This is a genomic window from Neorhizobium populisoli (genome assembly GCF_019430945.1).
GTDB lineage: Bacteria > Pseudomonadota > Alphaproteobacteria > Rhizobiales > Rhizobiaceae > Neorhizobium > Neorhizobium populisoli.
On the sequence record NZ_JAHYCB010000005.1, the window covers coordinates 307,627 to 327,567 of the forward strand.

Annotated in this window: 19 protein-coding genes; 12 read left to right on the forward strand and 7 right to left on the reverse strand. The window is 62.3% G+C overall.

The features are described from left to right. Positions 1 to 14 precede the first annotated feature (14 nt). Complete coding sequence (locus KX729_RS15650) at positions 15 to 638, forward strand: 2-dehydro-3-deoxy-6-phosphogalactonate aldolase (RefSeq protein ID WP_219743399.1); 624 nt, start codon at positions 15 to 17, stop codon at positions 636 to 638. Between the two features lie 96 nt (positions 639 to 734). Beyond that, a complete protein-coding gene (locus KX729_RS15655; RefSeq protein WP_219743400.1) occupies positions 735 to 1,385 on the forward strand; it encodes a class I SAM-dependent methyltransferase in 651 nt (216 codons plus the stop codon). A 6-nt stretch (positions 1,386 to 1,391) separates the two neighbouring features. On the opposite strand, the gene KX729_RS15660 is transcribed toward KX729_RS15655, so the two are convergent. Then, complete coding sequence (locus KX729_RS15660; RefSeq protein WP_219743401.1) at positions 1,392 to 2,243, reverse strand: MurR/RpiR family transcriptional regulator; 852 nt, start codon at positions 2,241 to 2,243, stop codon at positions 1,392 to 1,394. Between the two features lie 207 nt (positions 2,244 to 2,450). Here KX729_RS15660 and murA point away from each other — a divergent pair, with 207 nt between their 5' ends. The 10 genes from murA (at position 2,451) to KX729_RS15710 (ending at position 14,145) form a co-directional block, all read left to right on the forward strand. Beyond that, complete coding sequence (murA, locus tag KX729_RS15665) at positions 2,451 to 3,719, forward strand: UDP-N-acetylglucosamine 1-carboxyvinyltransferase (RefSeq protein ID WP_219743402.1); 1,269 nt, start codon at positions 2,451 to 2,453, stop codon at positions 3,717 to 3,719. Next, the gene (locus tag KX729_RS15670) at positions 3,716 to 4,603 is read left to right on the forward strand and encodes a glucosamine kinase nucleotide-binding domain-containing protein (protein ID WP_219743403.1); all 888 of its coding nucleotides are present in this window, start codon (positions 3,716 to 3,718) and stop codon (positions 4,601 to 4,603) included. The genes murA and KX729_RS15670 overlap by 4 nt, the downstream gene beginning before the upstream one ends. Positions 4,604 to 4,753: 150 nt before the next feature. After that, complete coding sequence (gene murQ, locus KX729_RS15675) at positions 4,754 to 5,677, forward strand: N-acetylmuramic acid 6-phosphate etherase (protein WP_219743404.1); 924 nt, start codon at positions 4,754 to 4,756, stop codon at positions 5,675 to 5,677. Positions 5,678 to 5,752: 75 nt separating this feature from the next. Beyond that, entirely contained in the window at positions 5,753 to 7,273 is a 1,521-nt protein-coding gene (locus KX729_RS15680; protein ID WP_219743405.1) for an ABC transporter substrate-binding protein, read from the forward strand. 213 nt (positions 7,274 to 7,486) lie between these two features. Then, positions 7,487 to 8,449: an ABC transporter permease gene (locus KX729_RS15685; protein WP_219743406.1), complete on the forward strand. Its 963-nt coding sequence runs from the start codon at positions 7,487 to 7,489 to the stop codon at positions 8,447 to 8,449. Further along, positions 8,449 to 9,288: an ABC transporter permease gene (locus KX729_RS15690; RefSeq protein WP_219743407.1), complete on the forward strand. Its 840-nt coding sequence runs from the start codon at positions 8,449 to 8,451 to the stop codon at positions 9,286 to 9,288. Before KX729_RS15685 ends, KX729_RS15690 begins: the two co-directional genes overlap by 1 nt. Continuing rightward, positions 9,285 to 11,024: an ABC transporter ATP-binding protein gene (locus KX729_RS15695; RefSeq protein WP_219743408.1), complete on the forward strand. Its 1,740-nt coding sequence runs from the start codon at positions 9,285 to 9,287 to the stop codon at positions 11,022 to 11,024. Before KX729_RS15690 ends, KX729_RS15695 begins: the two co-directional genes overlap by 4 nt. A 2-nt stretch (positions 11,025 to 11,026) precedes the next feature. Continuing rightward, positions 11,027 to 12,052, forward strand: coding sequence for a serine hydrolase domain-containing protein (locus KX729_RS15700; RefSeq protein WP_219743409.1), 1,026 nt, complete (start codon positions 11,027 to 11,029; stop codon positions 12,050 to 12,052). Between the two features lie 11 nt (positions 12,053 to 12,063). Beyond that, on the forward strand, positions 12,064 to 13,179 hold the full coding sequence (locus tag KX729_RS15705) for an anhydro-N-acetylmuramic acid kinase (protein ID WP_219743410.1): 1,116 nt from the start codon (positions 12,064 to 12,066) through the stop codon (positions 13,177 to 13,179). A 45-nt stretch (positions 13,180 to 13,224) separates the two neighbouring features. Further along, positions 13,225 to 14,145 carry a DMT family transporter gene (locus tag KX729_RS15710; RefSeq protein ID WP_219743411.1) on the forward strand — a complete coding sequence of 307 codons (921 nt, stop codon included), beginning with the start codon at positions 13,225 to 13,227 and terminating at the stop codon, positions 14,143 to 14,145. Between the two features lie 2 nt (positions 14,146 to 14,147). Here KX729_RS15710 and KX729_RS15715 read toward each other — a convergent pair whose 3' ends face one another. The 6 genes from KX729_RS15715 to KX729_RS15740 form a co-directional block, all read right to left on the reverse strand. Next, positions 14,148 to 14,891, reverse strand: a complete 744-nt coding sequence (locus tag KX729_RS15715; protein ID WP_219743412.1) for an ABC transporter permease — start codon at positions 14,889 to 14,891, stop codon at positions 14,148 to 14,150. After that, on the reverse strand, positions 14,888 to 15,838 hold the full coding sequence (locus tag KX729_RS15720) for an ABC transporter ATP-binding protein (RefSeq protein WP_219743413.1): 951 nt from the start codon (positions 15,836 to 15,838) through the stop codon (positions 14,888 to 14,890). The genes KX729_RS15715 and KX729_RS15720 overlap by 4 nt, the downstream gene beginning before the upstream one ends. Continuing rightward, positions 15,835 to 17,055 carry an ABC transporter permease gene (locus KX729_RS15725; protein ID WP_219743414.1) on the reverse strand — a complete coding sequence of 407 codons (1,221 nt, stop codon included), beginning with the start codon at positions 17,053 to 17,055 and terminating at the stop codon, positions 15,835 to 15,837. Before KX729_RS15725 ends, KX729_RS15720 begins: the two co-directional genes overlap by 4 nt. A gap of 97 nt (positions 17,056 to 17,152) precedes the next feature. After that, entirely contained in the window at positions 17,153 to 18,064 is a 912-nt protein-coding gene (osmF, locus tag KX729_RS15730; RefSeq protein WP_219743415.1) for a glycine betaine ABC transporter substrate-binding protein OsmF, read from the reverse strand. A 171-nt stretch (positions 18,065 to 18,235) separates the two neighbouring features. Continuing rightward, positions 18,236 to 19,132 (reverse strand): aldose epimerase family protein, encoded by an 897-nt coding sequence (locus KX729_RS15735; protein WP_219743416.1) that lies wholly within the window; start codon positions 19,130 to 19,132, stop codon positions 18,236 to 18,238. Between the two features lie 10 nt (positions 19,133 to 19,142). Next, on the reverse strand, positions 19,143 to 19,940 hold the full coding sequence (locus KX729_RS15740) for an NAD-dependent epimerase/dehydratase family protein (RefSeq protein ID WP_219743417.1): 798 nt from the start codon (positions 19,938 to 19,940) through the stop codon (positions 19,143 to 19,145). Position 19,941 lies beyond the last annotated feature (1 nt).

Below are 19,941 nucleotides of genomic sequence, written 5' to 3' on the forward strand. Positions count from 1 at the left end.
CAAGGAGTTTCCCGATGACCCTCGAAGACGCACTCAAGGCCTGCAATCTTGTCGCCATCCTGCGCGGCATCAAGCCGGAAGAAGCGGAAGCGGTGGGCGAGGCGCTGATCGAAGCCGGCTGGCGGATCATCGAAGTGCCGCTCAATTCGCCCGAGCCGCTGAAGAGCATCGAACTGCTCCAGAAGCGCTTCGGCGACCATGCCCTGATCGGCGCCGGCACGGTTCTCACCCCCGCACAGGTCGCCGATGTCGCTGCGACCGGCGCTAGGGTGATCATCTCGCCCAACGCCAATGTCGAGGTCATCAAGGCAAGCCGCGCCCGTGACATGGTCAGCCTGCCGGGCGTTGCAACGCCGACGGAAGCCTTTGCCGCGATCGAAGCCGGCGCTTCCGGCATCAAGGCCTTCCCGGCCGAAGCCATTCCGCCTTACGTCATCAAGGCGTGGAAGGCCGTTCTGCCGAAGCATATCCCGGTGCTCGCCGTCGGCGGCGTTACGCCTGACAACATGACCGAATACCTGCAGGCCGGCGCGGCAGGTTTCGGCATCGGCTCCTCGCTTTACAAGCCGGGCATGGATGTCGCCTCGATCGCCGAAAAAGCCCGCCAGTTCATCGCCGCCATGCATGCTTCGCGATAACCATCTCAGGGTTGTCGCAAAAGCTTCGTGAAGCAAAACTACCCTGCCCCCCTGAGTTTCCGTTCCGCTTGCGGGACAATTTTCACGGGGGCAAGCTTGGCCGATATCCGGAACACGTCCGAACATCAGCAGAAGGTCTATGAGCGCTGGGCACCGATCTATGACCGGGTCTACAAGGGCTTGCTGCGGGACGGACACCGGACGCTCGCCCGCATGGCCTCGGAAGCCGGCCGCGATATTCTTGAAGTCGGCGTCGGCACCGGCCTGGTACTGCCCTATTACCCCACCCATTGCCGCGTCACCGGCATCGACTTGTCCGAGCACATGATCGCCAAGGCGCGCGAAAAGGTGTCCCGCGAGCATCTCGTGCAGGTGCAGGCACTACAGGTCATGAACGCCCATGCACTCGAATTCGCGGATCGTTCTTTCGACGCCGTTTCCCTGCCCTTCGTGATCACGCTGATCCCCGAACCTGAACGCGCGCTGGACGAATGCGCCCGTGTCACCCGTCCTGGCGGCGAGATCGTCATCGCCAGCAAGCTCGGCGACGGCCGCGGTATCCAGGGGGCGATCGAGGAGGCCGTCGCGCCGCTCGTCCACCGCGTCGGCTGGAGCTCGGCCTTCCGAATTTCCAGGATAACCGAATGGGCCGAACGCCGTGGCGATTTCGAGGTAACGGAAATCCGCGGGGTCTTCCCGAACGGCTTTTTCAAGGTCATGCGCCTGAAGCACAGGCTTGACGGCTGATAGAGATCATTTCATCTTCAAAACTGAGACAGCAAGCTCACTATTGTGAACATATTCATTCGCATCCGGCTGCCGCTGCACCAGCAGGATGAACAACAGGTCGGTCAGCATCAGCTGCGCATCGCGCGCCGTGATCGCCGACGAGCGAACCCGCTCCTCATCCGCTACCGTGTAAAGCCGGATATTCGCCACCTGCCCCAGCGGCCCGCCATTCAGGCCGGTGACGGCAATGACGGTCGCCCCCCGCTCGCGCGCCACTTCGGCAATCCGCAGCGTCTCGATGCTGTTGCCCGAATAGGACAGCGCAAACAGCACGTCGTCCCGGCTGAGCGTAGAGACATTCGCCATCTGCACATGGCTGTCGCTGTCATGCAGAACATTGCGACCGAGCTTCATCAGCTTATAGGAAAAGTCTCGCGCCACCAGTGACGACGCCCCCACACCCGCCATGTGAATACGACGCGCGGTATCGAGCGCCGTCAGCGCCTTCTCGATCTCCGGCTCGCTGTTGACCGAAAGCGTCTGCTGCATCGACAGCATTTTGCTGCCGATCAGCTTCTGCAGGATAGTCAGATAGCTGTCGCCGAGTTCGATCGAACCGTGGATCATGCCGGGCGGCGCATGCCATTCCTGGGCCTTCGCCTCGCTGACGGCGAGCTTCAGCTCCTGATATCCGGCAAAACCGAGCTTCTGGCTGAACTTCACCACGCTTGACTGGCTGCGTCCCGTCTCGGCCGCGAGTGCGGCGGAAGAGAGCTTCAGCATCTGGTCTGGATTGTCGAGGATGAACTGGCCGATCTGTTTGTCGGCCGGCGCCATGTCCTCAAGCTGCGCGGTGATCTTCTTTAAGATAGACATATGGTCCTTTGAAAGCACGGGAGTGCGGAACATAGCATTGCGGCTTCGACCTGCAAGCGCCTCGCCGCAGCATATCATGGACGATCACCCGCGCCACCACGGCATGGAATAAAAAATTCCAGTTGATTGACTTGGACGCCGACAGGGTTAGGTTCTTCAATCGCCCGGAAGGAATCGAGGCCGGGCTCTTTTCGGGCAGGTTTCGATATGGACAGATTGCGGATAGTCGGCGGCCACAAGCTTCAGGGTGGTGTCACCATTTCCGGCGCCAAGAACGCGGCCCTACCCCAGATCGCGGCAACGCTGCTCAGCCCTTACCCGGTCGAGCTCACCAACCTGCCGCAGGTCAGCGATGTCGAGAACATGCTGGGCGTCGTGGCATTGCATGGTGCGGAAGTGACGCGCGCCGCCCATTCGACCATCATCGACGCTCGGAACATCGTCTCGACGGAAACCACGTACGACACCGTGCGAAAGATGCGCGCCACCGTGCTGGTGCTCGGTCCGCTGCTGGCCCGTTTCGGCCAGGCGCGTGTCTCGCTGCCCGGCGGTTGTGCCATCGGCGCCCGCCCCGTCGACATGCATATCAAGGCGCTGGCTGCGCTCGGCGCCACTATCGATATCGAAAACGGCCTGATCGTTGCTTCCACGCCAAATACACCCGGCGGCGGTTTGAAAGGCGGCCGCATTGTGCTTGCCTCGCCCTCGGTCGGCGCCACCGAGACCGCGATGATGGCCGCGACCGCCGCCAAGGGCGAGACGGAAATCCTCAATGCCGCCCGCGAGCCTGAGGTCGCCGATCTTGCTGCCTGCCTGATCGCCATGGGCGCGAAGATCGAAGGCGCCGGCACCCACCGCATCCTGATCGAAGGCTCGACCAGCTGGCAGCCGGCGAAACATCACGGCATTCCGGACCGCATCGAGGCCGGCACCTATGCGGTCGCCGCGGCGATCACCGGCGGCACGCTGGAACTCACCAATGCGCGGCTGGAAAACATGGCCGCAACCGTTCAGATGCTGGAATTCATGGGCGTCAGCGTCTGGCCGAGCGATCGTGGTCTCGTCGTTTCGCGCGATGGCCCATTGCGGCCGACGGATATCACCACCGAACCCTATCCGGGTTTCCCGACCGACATGCAGGCACAGTTCATGGCGCTCGCCACCCAGGCGGACGGCGCCACGCTGATCCGCGAAACGGTGTTCGAAAGCCGCTTCATGCACGTGCCGGAGCTGATCCGGCTCGGCGCCAATATTTCCCTTCAGGGCACCACGGCCGTAGTGCGCGGCGGCCCGCCCCTGCGTGGTGCTCAGGTGATGGCGACGGATTTGCGCGCCTCCGTCTCCCTCGTTCTGGCGGGACTGGTGTCGAGCGGCGAGACCATCGTCAACCGCGTCTACCACCTCGACCGCGGTTACGAACAGCTTGATCGCAAGCTGAGACTTTGCGGGGCCGATATCGAGCGGATCAGCGCATGACGACGACGCAGCAATACTTCCTTGGCGTCGATGGCGGCGGCACCGGCTGCCGCGCCCGCATCGAAGACGAAAGCGGTGCCGTGCTCGGCCAGGGCCTGTCCGGCCCCGCTACCACCCGCCTCGGTATCGAGGAGGCCTGGGCCTCCATCTCCCGCGCCTTCAATGCCGCGCTCGATGAATCGGGCCTCGGCCCGGATGAGATTTCCCGCACCCATGTGGGCATCGGCCTTGCCGGCATCGGCCGCATCGGCGCGATCGAAGCATTGCGCGCTATTCCGCACCCTTTTGCCAGCGTCGATTTCGTCAGTGACGGAATGGGGGCCTGCCTCGGCGCCCATTCGGGCCGCGAAGGCGCAATCGTCATCGCCGGCACGGGCTCGATCGGCCTTGGGTTTGCCGAAGGTCGAAACCTCCGCGTCGGCGGCTACGGCTTTCCGATCTCGGATGAAGGAAGCGGCGCCGATCTTGGACTGAAAGCCGTTCAATTGGCGCTGCGCGCCAATGATGGCCGCATCGAAAAAACCGTCCTTCTGACAGAAGTCATGCAGCGTTTCCAGGGCGATCCAATGGAGGCTGTCGCCTGGATGGACCGCTCTTCGGCGACCGACTATGCAGCACTCGCCCCGATGGTCATGCGCCATGCGGACCACGGCGATTCCGCCGGCCGCCGGATCGTCCAGAGCGCCGCGGAGCACATCGACACGCTAGTGCGCACGCTATTCGATCAGGGCGCTCCCCGCGTCACCCTGCTTGGCGGACTTTCGACCCCGCTCGAAGCCTGGCTGGCGCCGGATGTCCGCCGCCGGCTGAAGCCCGCCGATGGAGACGCCGTTTCCGGCGGCATCATCCTCGCCAGAAAATCCATCGGTGCGCTTCCGGCATGACCAGCGCGGGACATTGGCAATAGGAATAATATATTCCGAATATCGGTTGACTCATGGAATGGTTGATCCTACTTCTTTTGAAAAAGCAGAGGAGCGTTCCGGCCTGTTCCCATGGCCTCCCGAACGCCCATCCGGAGGATAGATCAGGTCATGAGCGACGCACAGTTGATGTCCGAGCTGGAAAGACTGGTTTCCGAAGACCGCAACCCCCGTTCCATGGACATCGATCTTCTGCCGACAATCGACGTGCTCCGGCGCATCAATGAAGAAGACGGCAACGTGCCTACCGCCGTCAGCAAGGTCATTCCGGAAATCGCCGCCGCCGTCGACGAGATCGTCAAAGCGTTTCGCAAGGGCGGCCGGCTTGTCTATTCCGGCGCCGGCACCAGCGGCCGCCTCGGTGTGCTCGACGCATCCGAATGCCCGCCGACCTTCAGCGTGCCGGAAGAAATGGTCGTCGGCCTCATCGCCGGCGGCGACCATGCACTGCGGCATCCGATCGAAGGTGCCGAGGACGATGTCGAACAGGGCCGCAAGGATCTTATCAAGATCAACCTGTCCGCCACCGACGTGCTAGTCGGCATCGCCTCCAGCGGCCGCACACCTTATGTCATCGGTGCGCTGAACTACGCAAAATCGATCGGTGCGAAGACGGTGGCACTGTCCTGCAATCCGGGCTCGGCGATCGGCGACATTGCCGATATCGCTATTTCACCGGTGGTCGGCCCTGAAATTCTGACCGGCTCGACACGCCTGAAATCCGGCACCGCCCAAAAACTGGTTCTCAACATGCTGACGACCGCCAGCATGATCCGCATCGGCAAGACCTATCAGAACCTGATGGTCGACATGAATGCCAGCAACCAGAAGCTTCACGCCCGCGCCGCCCGCATCGTCATGCAGGCAACGGACTGCACGGCCGAGGAGGCGCGCCGGGTGCTCGATCTTACCAATAATGACGTGAAGCTCGCGATCTTGATCGCACTGACCGGAATGGATGTCGACGCGGCACGTGCAGCGCTTCAAAATGCCGGAGGCTTCCTTCGGACCGCGATAAATGGGAAGACAGCGTAAAGCTGCGAAATGACAGGCCGGGCCCAGAGAGCCGACGGCCGAAGGCAAAACGGAACTCAATGAGGGAGAATTGAAATGGGAAGGCACTTTTCGACTAAACTTCTGTCCGGACTGGCGCTTGCAACGGCGCTGACGGCTGCTGCAATCGCCTCGCCGGCCTCAGCCGCCAATCTGAAAATGGCTTGGAAGCAGGACGCAACTGGCCTCGATCCGCACAAGCAGCCGGCATTTTCGTCCATCCGTCTGCTGGAACTGATCTATGAACCGCTCGTCCGCTTCGACAAGAGCCTGACGATCGTACCAGCCGTCGCCGCATCCTGGGAATTTGCGCCCGATGCCAAGCAGCTGACGTTCAAGCTGAACCCGGCCGCCAAGTTCCAGGACGGAAAGCCGGTGACCGCTGCCGACGTGAAGGCTTCCTTCGAGCGCGTGCTCGATGAAAAGACCGCTGCCGTCGCCCGCGCCAACTTCCTGTCGATCGCCTCGATCGAAACCCCGGACGACAAGACCGTCGTCTTCAAGCTTTCGCAGCCGGACGTGCCGCTGCTTGCCGCCATGGCCTCGATCAATGCCGCGATCGTCCCCGCCGCTGAAATCACCGCCGGCACGATCGGCACCAAAGCGCTCGGCTCCGGCCCGTTCAAGCTCGACAAATGGGAGCCGAACTCCAAGGAAACGCTCTCCGCCAACAAGGACTGGGCCGGCGGCAAGGTCAATATCGACGGTATCGACATCAGCGTCCTGCCGGATGAGACCGCGATCCTCGCGGCACTGCGCACCAAGCAGATCGATTTCGCGCTGATCAACGATCCGCTGGTCGCGACCCTCGTGCCGAAGGAAACCAGCCTGATCCTGAACCGCGCGCCGGTTCTCGCTTACCACGTGCTGCAGCTCAACGCCTCGCGCAAGCCGATGGACAATCTCGCTGTGCGCCAGGCGATCTCCTGCGCCGTCGACCGTCAGGACGTGCTCGACACGGCTTCCGTCGGTGAAGGCAAGGTGACGGGCCCGCTGACGATGCCGGGCTATACCAGCGATGCCTCGACGCTGTTCTGCTACAAGAAGGACCTTGCCAAGGCGAAGAAGCTGATGGCCGATGCCGGCTTTGCAAACGGCTTCTCCGCCACCGTCATCGCCGCCAATGGCGAGCCGGCGACCGCTGCCGCGGAAGCCCAGGTTCTCCAGTCGCAGCTCGCCGAAATCGGCGTCAAGCTCAACATCAAGATGATGGAGCTGAACGTCTATGTCGACACCTGGCTGAAGGGCGATTTCGACATGGCGGTGGCGCTGAACGGCGGCCGTGCCGACCCGTACCCGATGTATAACCGCTACTGGACGAAGACCGGCAACCTGCAGAAGGTCGCGGGCTATATCGACGATACGCTGGACAGCCTGATGCAGAAAGGCCGTGTCGAAACCGACGTCGCCAAGCGCAAGGTGATCTTCTCCGACCTGGAAAAGCACCTCGTCGAAGTCTCGCCATGGGTCTGGCTTTACACGTCCTACAGCTATACCGCCCAGCAGAAGACCGTCTCCGGATTTGAACCGACCCCGGAAGGTTCGCTGTTCGGTTTGACGAAGGTGAAGCTGAATTAATTCGGCAATCGCATGGGGGAGATCACGACCGTGAGGCAGCCTCCCCCTTCTCCCCAGCGGGGAGAAGTGCCGAGTAAAACGAGGCGATGAGGGGGCTCCGCTGTATGCCGCTCAATGGCGAGCCCCGAGCACTTGGCCCCTCATCCGACCCTTCGGGCCACCTTCTCCCCGCTGGGGAGAAGGGAAGATTCGACCGCTCACTAAGGAGACCCCATGAGCTACCTCGCCCGAAGGCTGTTGACCTTCCCGCTCGTCATGCTCGGGGTTTCCATCCTCGTGTTCTTCGCCATCCGCATGATCCCGGGCGATGCGATCACCGCCATGCTCGGCACCGAAGCGGGCCTTCTGACCCCCGCCCAGCGTGAATCGCTCGCGGCCTATTTCGGCATCGACCAGCCAATCCTCATCCAATACTGGAAATGGCTGATCGGCGTTTTCCAAGGCAATCTCGGCATTTCCGTCATCCACGGCAAGCCGGTGCTCTCGATCATCCTCGAACGTTTTCCGCTGACCCTGCAACTCGCGCTGATGTCCATGGTCGTCGCGCTCGCCGTCGGCCTGCCGGCCGGCGTGTTTGCTGCGACCCGCAACGAAAAAGCCTCCGACCTCATCGTCCGAGTGCTTGCGATGATCGGCCAGTCGACCCCGAATTTCGTCGTCGGCCTGCTGATCATCTATGCCCTTTCCGCCGGCTTCGGCATCCTGCCGACCATGGGCGAGTTCACACCTTTCCTGACCGATCCGCTGCGCAATCTCGGCCAGATGATCCTGCCGGCGATCACGCTCGGCTTCGCTTTCGCCGCCTCCGTCACCCGCATCTCGCGCTCCGCCATGCTCGACGTGCTCTCCGACGATTACGTCCGAACCGCCCGCTCCAAGGGCGTGCCGAAGCGTAGCGTCATCTGGCGCCACGCGCTGCCGAATGCCCTGATCCCGGTCGTCACGCTCTCCGGCGTCGAATTCGGCTATCTGCTCGGCGGCGCGGTTCTGGTCGAACAGATCTACGCCCTGCCCGGCCTCGGCCGCCTCGTTCTGGAAGCCATCCTGCAGCGCGATTACGCGCTGGTGCAGGGCTGCGTCCTGTTCATCGCCTTCAACTTTCTGGTGGTCAATCTGCTCGTCGATTTGCTTTACGTGACGCTCGATCCGCGCATCCGTCTTGGAGAAGGCGGCTGATGGGTATGCTGCGCGCCATTTTCTCCCATCCGAGCGGTCGCATCGGCGGTACCATCGTGCTGATCTATGTCGTCGTCGCCGTACTCGGCCTGTTCGACCTCACCCCGCATAACCCGCTGCAGCAATACCGCATCGACCGGCTGCATGCGCCAAGCATCGTCTACTGGATGGGCACCGACCTCTTCGGCCGCGATGTCGCGAGCCGCCTTATGAAGGGCGTCGGCCAGTCCTTCCTCGTCGGCGTCTCCGCGGTGGCACTCGCAACCATCGCCGGCACCATTCTCGGGCTGACCGCCGCCTGGTTCGGCAGGCTCTGGGACGGGCTCGTGATGCGCATCATGGACGTGCTGCTCGCCTTCCCGGCCATCCTGCTCGCACTGCTCATTATCGCCATCGCCGGACCCGGCACCTGGACCAGCGTGGCGGCCATCGCCATCGTCTATACGCCGATCTTCACCCGCGTCGTGCGTGGCCCCGCGCTCTCGATCAAGTCGCGCGAATTCGTCGATGCGGCCCGCACCTTCGGCTCGAGCAAGAGCTATATCCTGACCCGCCACCTGCTGCTTAACCTGGTCGCGCCGCTGACGGTGCAGGTGACGCTGGCGCTCGCATGGTCACTTCTGACCGAAGCCGGCCTTTCCTTCCTCGGCCTCGGTACCCAGCCGCCCGCCTCCTCGCTCGGCTTGATGCTGGCCGACAGTCGCAACCTGATGGAAACGGCGCCCTGGCTGCTGATCTTCCCGGCCATCGCGATCATGATCAGCATCCTCGGTTTCAATCTGCTCGGCGACGCATTGCGCGATATCCTCGACCCCAAGACGAGGAGCCGCACCGCATGACCTCGCTTCTTTCCGTATCGAACCTCCGCGTCGGCTTCGGTCACGATCCTGCCAAGAACGAAATCGTCAAGGGCGTCAGCTTCGACCTCGCCGCCGGCGAGACGATGGCGATCGTCGGCGAAAGCGGCTCCGGCAAGTCAGTGACCGCATTGTCCATCAACCGCCTCGTCGATTTCGGTGGCGGCAAGATCATCGGCGGCTCGATCAAGCTGACCCGCGTCGATGGCAGCGTGCTCGACATCACGGAAGCCAAAGAACCGGTGCTGGAAAAAATCCGCGGTTCGGAAATCGGCATGATCTTCCAGGAGCCGATGACTTCGCTCAACCCGGTCCTGTCGATCGGTACCCAGATCGAGGAGAGCTTTCGCCTGCATCGTGGCCTGACCGGCAGGCAGGCCACCGCCGCTGCCAAGGACGCGCTCGACCGCGTGCGCATCCCTGATGCGACCCGCCGCCTGAATTACGCACCGAACCAGCTTTCCGGCGGCATGCTGCAGCGGGTGATGATCGCTACCGCCCTTGCCTGCAATCCCCGCCTGCTGATCGCCGATGAACCGACGACCGCGCTCGACGTCACCGTGCAGGCGCAGATCATGGCGCTGCTCGGCGAATTGAAGCGCGAGACCGGCATGGCGATGATCTTCATCACCCATGACATCGGCCTCGTCGCCGGCATTGCCGACCAGATCATGGTCATGCAGGCAGGCCAGGCGGTCGAACAGGGTGCGCTTTCTGAAGTCCTCGACCGGCCGCAGCACCCCTATACCCAACACCTCCTGAGCGCCGTGCCGCATTTCGAATCCGGTCGCGCCGCCCGCGCCGATTTCTCCCGCAAGGAGAAGGAAACGCCGGCTCTAGACGTCGATGGCCTTGTCGTACGCTTCAAGGTGAAAGGCAGCATGTTCAGCCGCGCCCAGGGCTCCGTCCACGCCGTCGAAAATGTCGGCTTCGACCTGATGCCCGGCGAAACGCTGGCCATCGTCGGCGAAAGCGGTTCCGGCAAATCCACAACCGCCCGCGCCATCCTCGGCCTCGTCAAACCGACCCGCGGCCGCTTCGCGACACACAAGGGCAGCATCACCGATGCGACCGATCCGGCAACGCAGATGGTGTTCCAGAACCCCTATGCCTCGCTCAACCCGCGCCTTCGGATCGACAGCATCCTCGCCGAACCCGTCATCGCCGCCGGTGGCCGAGTGACGAACGAGACGCGCGAAAAGATGAAAGCGCTGCTGAAGCGCGTCGGCCTGCCGGAAGACAGTCTGGAGCGTTACCCGCACCAGTTCTCCGGCGGCCAGCGCCAGCGCCTCTGCATCGCCCGTGCGCTGATGCTCAACCCATCCGTGGTAGTGCTCGACGAAGCCGTCTCCGCGCTCGACGTTTCGGTACAGGCCAAGGTGCTGGAACTGCTGGTCGATCTGCAGAAGGAATATGGCCTCGCCTATCTCTTCGTGTCGCACGACATGGCGGTGGTGGAGCGCATAGCCCATCGCATCGCCGTGCTCTACGCAGGCCAGATCGTCGAGATCGGCAATGCCGCCTCGGTTCTGTCCAACCCGCAACATTCCTATACCAAACGGCTGATTTCCGCCGTGCCGAGCATCGATCGCCGCAACCAGCATTTCGAGATCGACACCCGCCAAGTCCCGTCCCTCGTTCGCCCGCCGGGCTTTGAGCCGCCGGAAGCGCAGTGGCGGGAATTCGGGCCAGATCATCGGGCGAGAGCGGAGGCATGACGATGGAAAACCAGATCGCAGACGCTGAACTGACCAACGTCTTCGACCGCACCTTCAAACCGTTGGAACAGGCGATCACCGCCAAGCGCATCCCCGGCGGCATCCTCGGCATCGTCGATCTGAAACACGGCCGCATGACCCGCGCCATGGGCTCAGCCCAGATCGTCCCGACCGAACGGCCGATGACGCTGGAAACATGGTTCGACCTCGCCTCGCTGACCAAGGTCATCTTCACCACGACGCGCATCCTGAAGCTGGTTGACGATGGCGTCATCGATCTCGACGCCCCGATCGTCACCCATCTGCCGGACTTCCGCCAATACAATGCCGATGCCTGGGAGCGGAAGATCACCTTCCGCCAGTGCCTGGGCCACCAAACGCCCTTCCCCGGTGTCGAGCCGATCTATACCTATGACCGCGACCCGGACTTGCTTCGCGCCTTCATACTGCAGCGTGAATGGCGCGCCGGCCCGCCGGTCTATTCCGATATCAACTTCATCCTGCTCGGTTTCGTGCTGGAACGGCTCGCCAAGGTGAAGACGATCCGCGAACTCGATCCCGGCAAGGGTTTCGCCTGGTCCGCTGATCCGCAAAACACCGCCGCGACGGAAGATTGCGCCTTCCGCCATCGCGTCATCTCGGGCGAGGTGCATGACGAGAACTGCTTTGCCCTGCAAGGCTCCGGCCATGCCGGCCTGTTCGGGACGGTCACTTCGGTCCTCGATTTCGCGACAGGTCTTCTCGATGGCACCGGCGCATCTGCCAACGCCCTGAAGCTGATGCAGACGCCGCTTTCCAACCGCCGCACCCATGGCTGGGAACATCCCTTCACCGACTGGTGGGGCGGTAGCCGCTGCAGCGTCAACACCATCGGCCATACGGGCTTTACCGGCGTCAGCCTGCTGGTCGATTTCGATCGTGGCCGCGCCGTCACCCTGCTCACCAACCGCGTTCACCCGACCCGCCATTTCGACAGCGGCATCCTGCCCTTGCGGCAGGCCGTTTGCGACCTGTTCAATCAAGCCTGAGGATCTCGATCATGCAGCCAATCTGGGCCGTCGGCCTGATGACCGGAACCGTTCTTGACGGCAATATCGATGTGGCGCTCTTGAAGACCGACGGCGAGACGATCGACACCTTCGGTGCTTATACGCTCGCGCCCTACCCGCAGGAAATCCGCGCGCTGCTGGAAGAGACGCTGGCTCAGGCCCGTGTCTGGAATTTCGAAGGCCCCGATCCTGCGATCTTTGCCGAGGCCGAAGAAGCTCTAACCCGCGCCCAGTCGCAAGCCGTCAAGGAACTCGTCGAAAGCGCCGGCCTCGCCATGGCCGATATCGGCATCGTCGGTTTCCACGGCCAGAGCGTGCTGCACCGTGCACCGACCAAGGAGCGCCTTGGTGCTACCCGCCAGCTTGGCGATGGCGAGTTGATGGCCTCGATCCTAGGCTCCAAGGTCGCCTACGATTTCCGTTCGGCGGATGTCGCAGCCGGTGGCCAGGGCGCCCCGCTTGCGCCGACCTACCACGCTGCTCTGCTGCGCAGCCTCGATACATCGGGCGACAGCGCCGTGCTCAATCTCGGCGGCGTCGCCAATGTCAGCTGGTGGGATGGAAAAGAAACCGTCATCGGCTTCGACACCGGCCCGGCCAATGCCCCGCTCAACGATTTCATGAAGGCCCGTGGACTGGGCGACATGGACCGCGGCGGCGTGCTCGGAGCTTCCGGCCAGGTCGAAGAGGAACGCCTCACCAAACTGCTGGAACACCCCTATCTAAGCGCGCCCTACCCGAAATCCCTCGACCGTTTCGACTTTACCGCCGCCATGGCCGATGGCCTCGAAGATGCGACGGGCGCGGCAACGCTTTCCGCCTTCACCGCCTCTGCCGTCGGCAAGGCGCTCGACATTCTGCCGCGCCGTCCGAAACGACTGATCGTTTCCGGCGGTGGCCGGCACAATCCGACCATCATGTCGATGCTGGAAAGCCGGGCCGGCGTCACTGCCGTTTCGGCCGATGAGTTCGGCTGGCGCGGAGATGCGGTCGAGGCCGAATGTTTCGCCTTCCTCGCCGTTCGCGTGCTGCGCGGCAAGCCGATCAGCTTCCCGACAACCACCGGTGCGCCAAAACCCTTGCAAGGCGGCCGTCTGGCGGGGTAAGTCGCAACTTTCAATAATGCGACGGACTCGGAGCGCTCGAAGATCATGAACAAAAGAGCGGCTTACGCAGTCGGCGGCAACGCGGTTCTTCTTGGCGTTCTGCTGATGCTGCTCGGCGATTTCATGTTTGCGCTGAACGACGCCATGGGCAAATGGCTGGTCGCCAGCTTCTCCGTTGGGCAGGTCCTGCTGATCCGCTCGGTCGGCGCCTTTTTCGTGCTCGGCCCGATGCTCGCCCGCCAGCCGCTCTCGGCGCTTTACAAGGTCGAGCAACGGCCTTTGCATGTGCTGCGCATGGTGCTCTGCACCGCCGACACCGCCCTGTTCTATGCGGCCGTTACCTATCTTCCGCTCGCCGACGTCATGACCTTCTACATGGCCGGACCGATCTATGTGGCGGCGCTGTCGCATTTCCTGCTCGGCGAACGGATCGGCTGGCGGCGCTGGCTGGCGGTTCTCATCGGCTTTGCCGGCGTCGTCATCGCACTTCGTCCGTCATCGGAAATGCTCTCGCTGCCGTCGATCTTCGGCCTGGTAGGTTCCCTCTCCTTCGCGCTGACGCTGGTATTGAACCGCAGGCTCCGCTCGGCCACGGACACAACGCTCGTCACCTGGCAGACGCTCGCCGCCCTCGTCGCCGGTGGTTTTCTGACGATCGGGGCCTGGAGCCCGTTCAATACCGGGGAATTGCTTGCTCTCCTGCTGCTCGGCGTCGTCGCCTGCGCTGCGCATCTGCTAATCACCCGCTCGCTGAAGCTTGCTCCCGCCTCCGTGCTAGCACCACTGCAATATACGTTGCTGGTCTGGGCGATCGTGCTCGGCTGGGCTTTCTTCGGGGATTTTCCGGATACCCAGATGCTGGTCGGCGCCGGCATCATCGTGCTTGCCGGCCTGTTCATCTTCCATCGCGGCAATCTGAAACAGGATGTGGAACCGATCGTACCGATCGATTCCAGCCATGGCTGATTTCAGGCGATGCCGAGGCGGCGCGTCAGCATCTTCTCGACCGCCGAAAGTCCGTCATAGATCAGCACCGCCAGCGCCCCGACAATCAATCCGCCCTGCAGGATGAAGGCCAGATTGTTCGACTGCAGCCCGGCGATGATGACCTCGCCGAGCGTCCGGGCCGCAACCGTCGAACCAATCGTCGCCGTCGCGAGACCAATTGTCACCGAAAGCCGGATGCCGGCGACGATGATCGGCAGCGATAGCGGCAGTTCCACCTTCATCAATCGCTGGAAATTCGTCATGCCGGAGCCGCGCGCCGCTTCCATCACCGAGCGCGGCAGATTGGTCAGCGCCGTCAGCGTGTTCTCGAAGATCGGCAGCAGGCCGTAAAGAAACAGCGCAATCAGCGTCGGCTTCTCGCCGAAACCGACCGCCGGCACGGCGAGCGCCAGCACGGCGACGGGCGGAAACGTCTGGCCGATATTCACCAGACTGCGCGACAGCGGCAAAAACTCCGCCCCGAACGGCCGCGTCACCAGAATAGCGAGCAGGATCGCGACGACGATCGCCACCAGCGTCGCGATGAACACCGTGCTCAGATGCTGCAGCGTCAAATCCAACAGGCTGCCCTGATTGTAGATCGCCGGCGCATTCGTATCGACCAATGGCTTAAGCACCGGCTCGAATGTCGTCGGGGACAGCAGGAAGGCGACGAGAACGACAAACAGCAGCCCGCGCAGAATGGTCGGCAGCCAGGCCTTCATCGCGCACTCCCGGAGGGCCGCGTCGCACGCTTCAGCAATGCATCGAGGGTGACGCGCCCCATAGGCGCGCCGCTGGCGGAAACCACCGGCAGCGCGCTCCGACCGGTCCAGAGCAGATCGGCAAGTGCTTCCTGCTGGGTCTTGTCCTCACGGATCGGCTCGCCTTCCGCCTCGCCGGGTTCGGCCGCAGCACCAGCCTTGGCAATCGCCAGCAGCCGGAAAGGCCGCTCCGTATCGCCGATCAGTGTTTCCACGAACGGCGTTTCGGGTGCCCGCACCAGCTCTTCCGGCGGGCCGTATTGCAGCACCCTGCCCTTGTCCATGACGGCAATCTTGTCAGCCAAATGGAAGGCTTCGTTCATGTCATGGGTGACGAGCACGATGGTCGTGCCAAAGTGTTTTTGGATCGCCAAAAGGTCTTCCTGCGCCTTGGCACGGATGATCGGGTCGAGCGCGCCGTATGGCTCGTCCATCAAAAGCACGTTCGGTTCCGCGGCCAGCGCACGGGCAACGCCGACACGCTGCTGTTGGCCGCCGGAAAGCTCGTGCGGATAACGCGGCCCGAAGGTCTTGGGATCGAGCTGGAACAGCGTCAGGAGTTCATCGACCTTTGCGTCGATGCGCGACTTTTCCCAGCCAAGCAAGGTAGGCACGGTCGCGATATTCTGCGCCACCGTCCGGTGCGGGAAAAGCCCATGGCCCTGGATCGCATAACCGATCCGGCGGCGAAGCTCATGGCCCGGAATGGCCCGATTATCCTCGCCATCGAGCTTGATCACGCCGGAGGTCGGCTCGACCAGCCGGTTGATCATCCGGAGCAGCGTCGTCTTGCCGGAACCGGACGTGCCGACGATGACTGTGACCGTGCGCGGCTCGATCACCATCGAGACATTGTCGACCACGGTATTGTCGTCATAGCGCTTGGTGATGGCGTCGATTTCAATCATGCGGCGCTCACTCCGTTCGGAACCCTGGAATTCATTTCGATCAGCGCGTCGAGGACGACGGCTGCCGCGAAGGCGAGCGCCACGGTCGGCACCGCGCCGAGCAACACCAGATCCATCGCCGTCTGGCCGATGCCCTGAAAGACGAAGACGCCGAAACCGCCGCCGCCGATCAGCGCGGCGATCGTTGCCATGCCGATATTCTGGACGAGCACGATGCGGATTGCCGTCAGGATCACCGGCAGCGCCAACGGAAACTCGACCTGAAACAACCGCTGGCGATCGGTCATGCCGATGCCGCGAGCTGCGTCATTCGCCTCGCGCGGCACGCCGGCCAAGCCTACAACGGTGTTGGCGACGATCGGCAACAGCGAATAGAGAAATAGCGCCACGAAGGCGGGCGCCATGCCGATGCCGCGGATGCCGAGCGCGGCGGCTCCGGGCACATTCAAGGCAACCCAGGCCAGCGGCCCGATCAGGATGCCGAACAATGCAATCGACGGAATGGTCTGGACGAGGTTCAGCGTGTTGAGCACACCGGCGCGAAGCGAGGAGACGCGATGGCAGAGAATGCCGAGCGGCAGGCCAACAAGTGCCGCGGCAAACAGCGAGCCGAGTGCCAGCGTCACATGCTTGCCGGCCTCGGTCCAGAACACATCGGCACGGCCGGCATATTCCTTCATGATCGACAGCCCGTTCCAGCTGCCGGAGAAAAGCAGCGCGGCAATACCGATCGCGGTGATGCAGAGAAAAAGCACCCGCATCCAGGGTGGAGGCTGAAGGCGTGTCAACGCGTCGGCAGCAAGCAGCGCAAAGGCGAAAATCAAGATCCAGAAACCAGAGGCCGGCGAGACGCGGGCATAGGTATTTCCGGCCGGAGTGAGGAAACCTGCCGCATAACCGATCGCCAACGCGAGCGCAGTGAGCGATGCAGCGGCCGCGATGAGCTTGATCCAAGGCGAAGTTCGAAAAAGTGCGGCGGCGATGGCCGCGATCAGCAGGATCAGCAGCCCATATCCGGCCCATGCCGGCAGGGCTTCGAGAATAGTCTTCGCCTGCCCCTGCAGAATGCGGTTCGGCTTCAGCACTGCAAACGTGGAAAATACCAGCCCTGACGCCGCGATGATCGCGATGACGATACCGAGTTTGTCGAACCTGATCTTCAAACCGCCTCCAGGGAAAAGGCCGAACGGAAGCCCGGCCTGAAATACTTCCGTCATGCTCGGGCCTGTCCCGAGCATCTGTCCACGTTAACCGTGGTTAGATCCTCGCCACAAGGGCGAGGATGACGTCGAGATTGCGACAACCCGCAACGACTTACTTCAAAAAGCCGTTCTTCTTCAGGAAGTCTTCTGCCACGGCCTTGGCCGGCTCGCCGCCCACCTGCACGCGGCCGTTCAAATCCTGCAGCGTCACCAGATCGAGCTTTTCGAAGACCGGCTTCAGCAGCGTTTCGATCTGCGGGTTCTTCTTCAGGACCTCTTCGCGGATGATCGGCGCCGGCTGGTAGACCGGCTGCACGCCCTTATCGTCCTCGAGGACGACGAGACCCGACGGCGCGATGCCGCCATCCGTGCCGTAGACCATGGCAGCGCTGGCGCCATTGGTCTGGTTGGCGGCAGCGGCGATCGTCGCAGCCGTGTCGCCGCCCGAAAGCGTGATCAGCTGGTCCGGCTTCAGCTTGAAGCCATAGGTCGTCTGGAAGGCCGGCAGAGCCGCAGCCGAATTGACGAACTCGGACGAGGCAGCCAGCACGACCTTGCCGCCGCCGGCGACATATTTGCCGAACTCACTGAAGGTCTTCAGCTTGTTGGTGTCGGCGACATCCTTGCGCAGTGCCACGGCCCAGGTGTTGTTGGCCGAGGACGGCGAAAGCCAGACGATCTTGTTGGCATCGTAGTCGAGCTTCTTGACGGTGTCGAACGCCTTCTTGGCGTCCTTCCAGGCGGGATCGTCGGCCTTGCTGAAGAAGAAGGCGCCGTTGCCGGTATATTCCGGATAAATGTCGATTTCGCCAGCGGTGATCGCCTTGCGCACGACCGGCGTCGCACCGAGCTGGATGCGGTCGGTGGTCTGGATGTTATTGGCCTTCAGCACGGCGAGGATGATGTTGCCGAGAACACCACCTTCGGTGTCGATCTTGGAGGAAACGACGACCTGCGCATTCGCCATCGTCGCCGAGACGCCGAGTGCGAGCGCAATTCCGAAAAACTTGATCTTCAAAGACATGGCAGAAACTTCCTCCGGATCGCGAGCCGATGCCCGCGCGAGTTGGACGGGAATGGATCAAAGCCCTCTCAATGTAGGGCAGTTTGCCGATTGTGCGAGTTCCTGAAGCGACGCGCGAGCAAAAATTTACGCAAGCCTTCAAAGCCCGGAGAAAGCTTGTCTAGCAAAGACTTATAGTAGAGCAACCTTGAGGATCATCGCACCCTCGATGGCCTCGCCGGGAGCAAGCCAAACAAGATCGCCATAGGGTGCGAGACTGCGGCGATTGTGGACGTCCGGTATGTGGCTGACCGGCTCGACGCAGAGGATCGGCAGATTGTCCGGTACATAGATGTGCAGGTTGGTGAGCGCGCCCGTAGAATACAGGTCGAGTTCGACGTTCCGGTCCCGCCACTGGATCAATGCCCGCCGGGATGTCCAGCCGGCAAAATGGCCGTCGAACCAGGGCATGGTCGAAACCTCGATACCATTTGAGAAAGCCGGCCCCTGCGAGGCTGGCCGGGCTTCGGTCATGAAACCGCGTTCATCACGTGCAAAGCCCGTCTCGGCAGCAGCCGTCAGCCAGGTATTGCTCTCCTTGCGGAACCATGGATGAAAACCCATGCCATAAGGAAGCGTTCGCTCTCCGATGTTGGTGAGGTTGAGGGCCAGCGTGACGCCGTTCGCCCCAATCGAAATCGTCTGTGTCAGACGATAATGAAACGCGATGGCATCGTCGGCAAAATCATCCACCAATGTGATGCTGTCTTCTCTCACCTCGACTACCCGCCATGCACGATCACGCGAAAAGCCGTGGGCGGCCATCTGCTGTTCGGGGCGGTTAAGCGGCACCTGAACAGAGCCTTCCGGCGTTTCGAAGCGTCCGCCATGCAGGCGGTTGGTGAAGGGTGCCATAACGAACGAGCCACCGGTGCGCGCCACTTCTGCCGGCGGGCATGGATGCAGAATTTCGAACCATTCGCCGTCCGGCTTCTGCCACTTCAGCGACGTAAGGCTGGCTCCATGGGCAGCATCGACAGAGACTTCATAGCCATGCGCATTCAGTCCGTGGATGTTTTCATCGGTCATAGGGTAGGCCTTAGCGAATAACGGTATCCATGCCGCAGAATATTCCGCCCTGAAATTTTTCGGTGATCGGATCGTTGGTCGGTCCAGACACCTTATCGGCGAATATTTCCGAATTGTCTGCCCGTACGATGCCCAGTCGTTCGGAATCGTCGTTTCTCCACCACGTACGGGTATTGGCGGAAGCTCCCCAGAGGGTGGCGAAATCCGTCCGCTCCGCCTCAATCGACCGGACGATCATCGAGAATAGGTCCGGCAGGGAAAGCCACGTCGAAAGATGACGCTCGTCGAGCGGTTCCGGCAATGCCGAACCAATGCGGATATGCACGCTTTCGACGCCATGCTTGTCGAAATAGACGCTCCCCATGTTCTCGCCGAAAATCTTCGAAATGCCATAGAAGCTGTCCGGCCGCGTCGGCATGTCGGTATCAAGCATGCGGCCACGTTCGTGAAAGCCGATCGTGTGGTTCGAACTGGCGAAGACCACGCGGGCGCCGTTCTTGCGCGCCGCTTCGAAGATGTTGACCACGCCGACAATATTGGCCGGCAGGATGGTTTCAAACGTTTTTTCCGTGCTGATCCCGCCGAAATGCAGAATCACGGCTGCCTCCTCGCAGATCGACATAACGGCGTCCGCATCCGCAACATCGGCACGGATGAAGGTCGCGCCGACAGGAACCGTACCGGGATAATCCACGAGATCCGTCAGCACCACATTGCCGTGGTTCTTGACCAGTTCACCGGCGAGAAAACGGCCGAGATTACCGGATGCACCGGTCAGAACGATCTTGCGGGTCTTGTCGAAAGCCACG

Bases quoted from the DNA above. Each gene is read 5' to 3' on its own strand.
- KX729_RS15650 (WP_219743399.1), top strand. From the start codon at position 15: ATGACCCTCGAAGACGCACTCAAGGCCTGCAATCTTGTCGCCATCCTG.
- KX729_RS15660 (WP_219743401.1), bottom strand. From the start codon at position 2,243: ATGTCTATCTTAAAGAAGATCACCGCGCAGCTTGAGGACATGGCGCCG.
- murA (WP_219743402.1), top strand. From the start codon at position 2,451: ATGGACAGATTGCGGATAGTCGGCGGCCACAAGCTTCAGGGTGGTGTC.
- KX729_RS15670 (WP_219743403.1), top strand. From the start codon at position 3,716: ATGACGACGACGCAGCAATACTTCCTTGGCGTCGATGGCGGCGGCACC.
- murQ (WP_219743404.1), top strand. From the start codon at position 4,754: ATGAGCGACGCACAGTTGATGTCCGAGCTGGAAAGACTGGTTTCCGAA.
- KX729_RS15680 (WP_219743405.1), top strand. From the start codon at position 5,753: ATGGGAAGGCACTTTTCGACTAAACTTCTGTCCGGACTGGCGCTTGCA.
- KX729_RS15685 (WP_219743406.1), top strand. From the start codon at position 7,487: ATGAGCTACCTCGCCCGAAGGCTGTTGACCTTCCCGCTCGTCATGCTC.
- KX729_RS15690 (WP_219743407.1), top strand. From the start codon at position 8,449: ATGGGTATGCTGCGCGCCATTTTCTCCCATCCGAGCGGTCGCATCGGC.
- KX729_RS15695 (WP_219743408.1), top strand. From the start codon at position 9,285: ATGACCTCGCTTCTTTCCGTATCGAACCTCCGCGTCGGCTTCGGTCAC.
- KX729_RS15700 (WP_219743409.1), top strand. From the start codon at position 11,027: ATGGAAAACCAGATCGCAGACGCTGAACTGACCAACGTCTTCGACCGC.
- KX729_RS15705 (WP_219743410.1), top strand. From the start codon at position 12,064: ATGCAGCCAATCTGGGCCGTCGGCCTGATGACCGGAACCGTTCTTGAC.
- KX729_RS15710 (WP_219743411.1), top strand. From the start codon at position 13,225: ATGAACAAAAGAGCGGCTTACGCAGTCGGCGGCAACGCGGTTCTTCTT.
- KX729_RS15715 (WP_219743412.1), bottom strand. From the start codon at position 14,891: ATGAAGGCCTGGCTGCCGACCATTCTGCGCGGGCTGCTGTTTGTCGTT.
- KX729_RS15720 (WP_219743413.1), bottom strand. From the start codon at position 15,838: ATGATTGAAATCGACGCCATCACCAAGCGCTATGACGACAATACCGTG.
- KX729_RS15725 (WP_219743414.1), bottom strand. From the start codon at position 17,055: ATGACGGAAGTATTTCAGGCCGGGCTTCCGTTCGGCCTTTTCCCTGGA.
- osmF (WP_219743415.1), bottom strand. From the start codon at position 18,064: ATGTCTTTGAAGATCAAGTTTTTCGGAATTGCGCTCGCACTCGGCGTC.
- KX729_RS15735 (WP_219743416.1), bottom strand. From the start codon at position 19,132: ATGACCGATGAAAACATCCACGGACTGAATGCGCATGGCTATGAAGTC.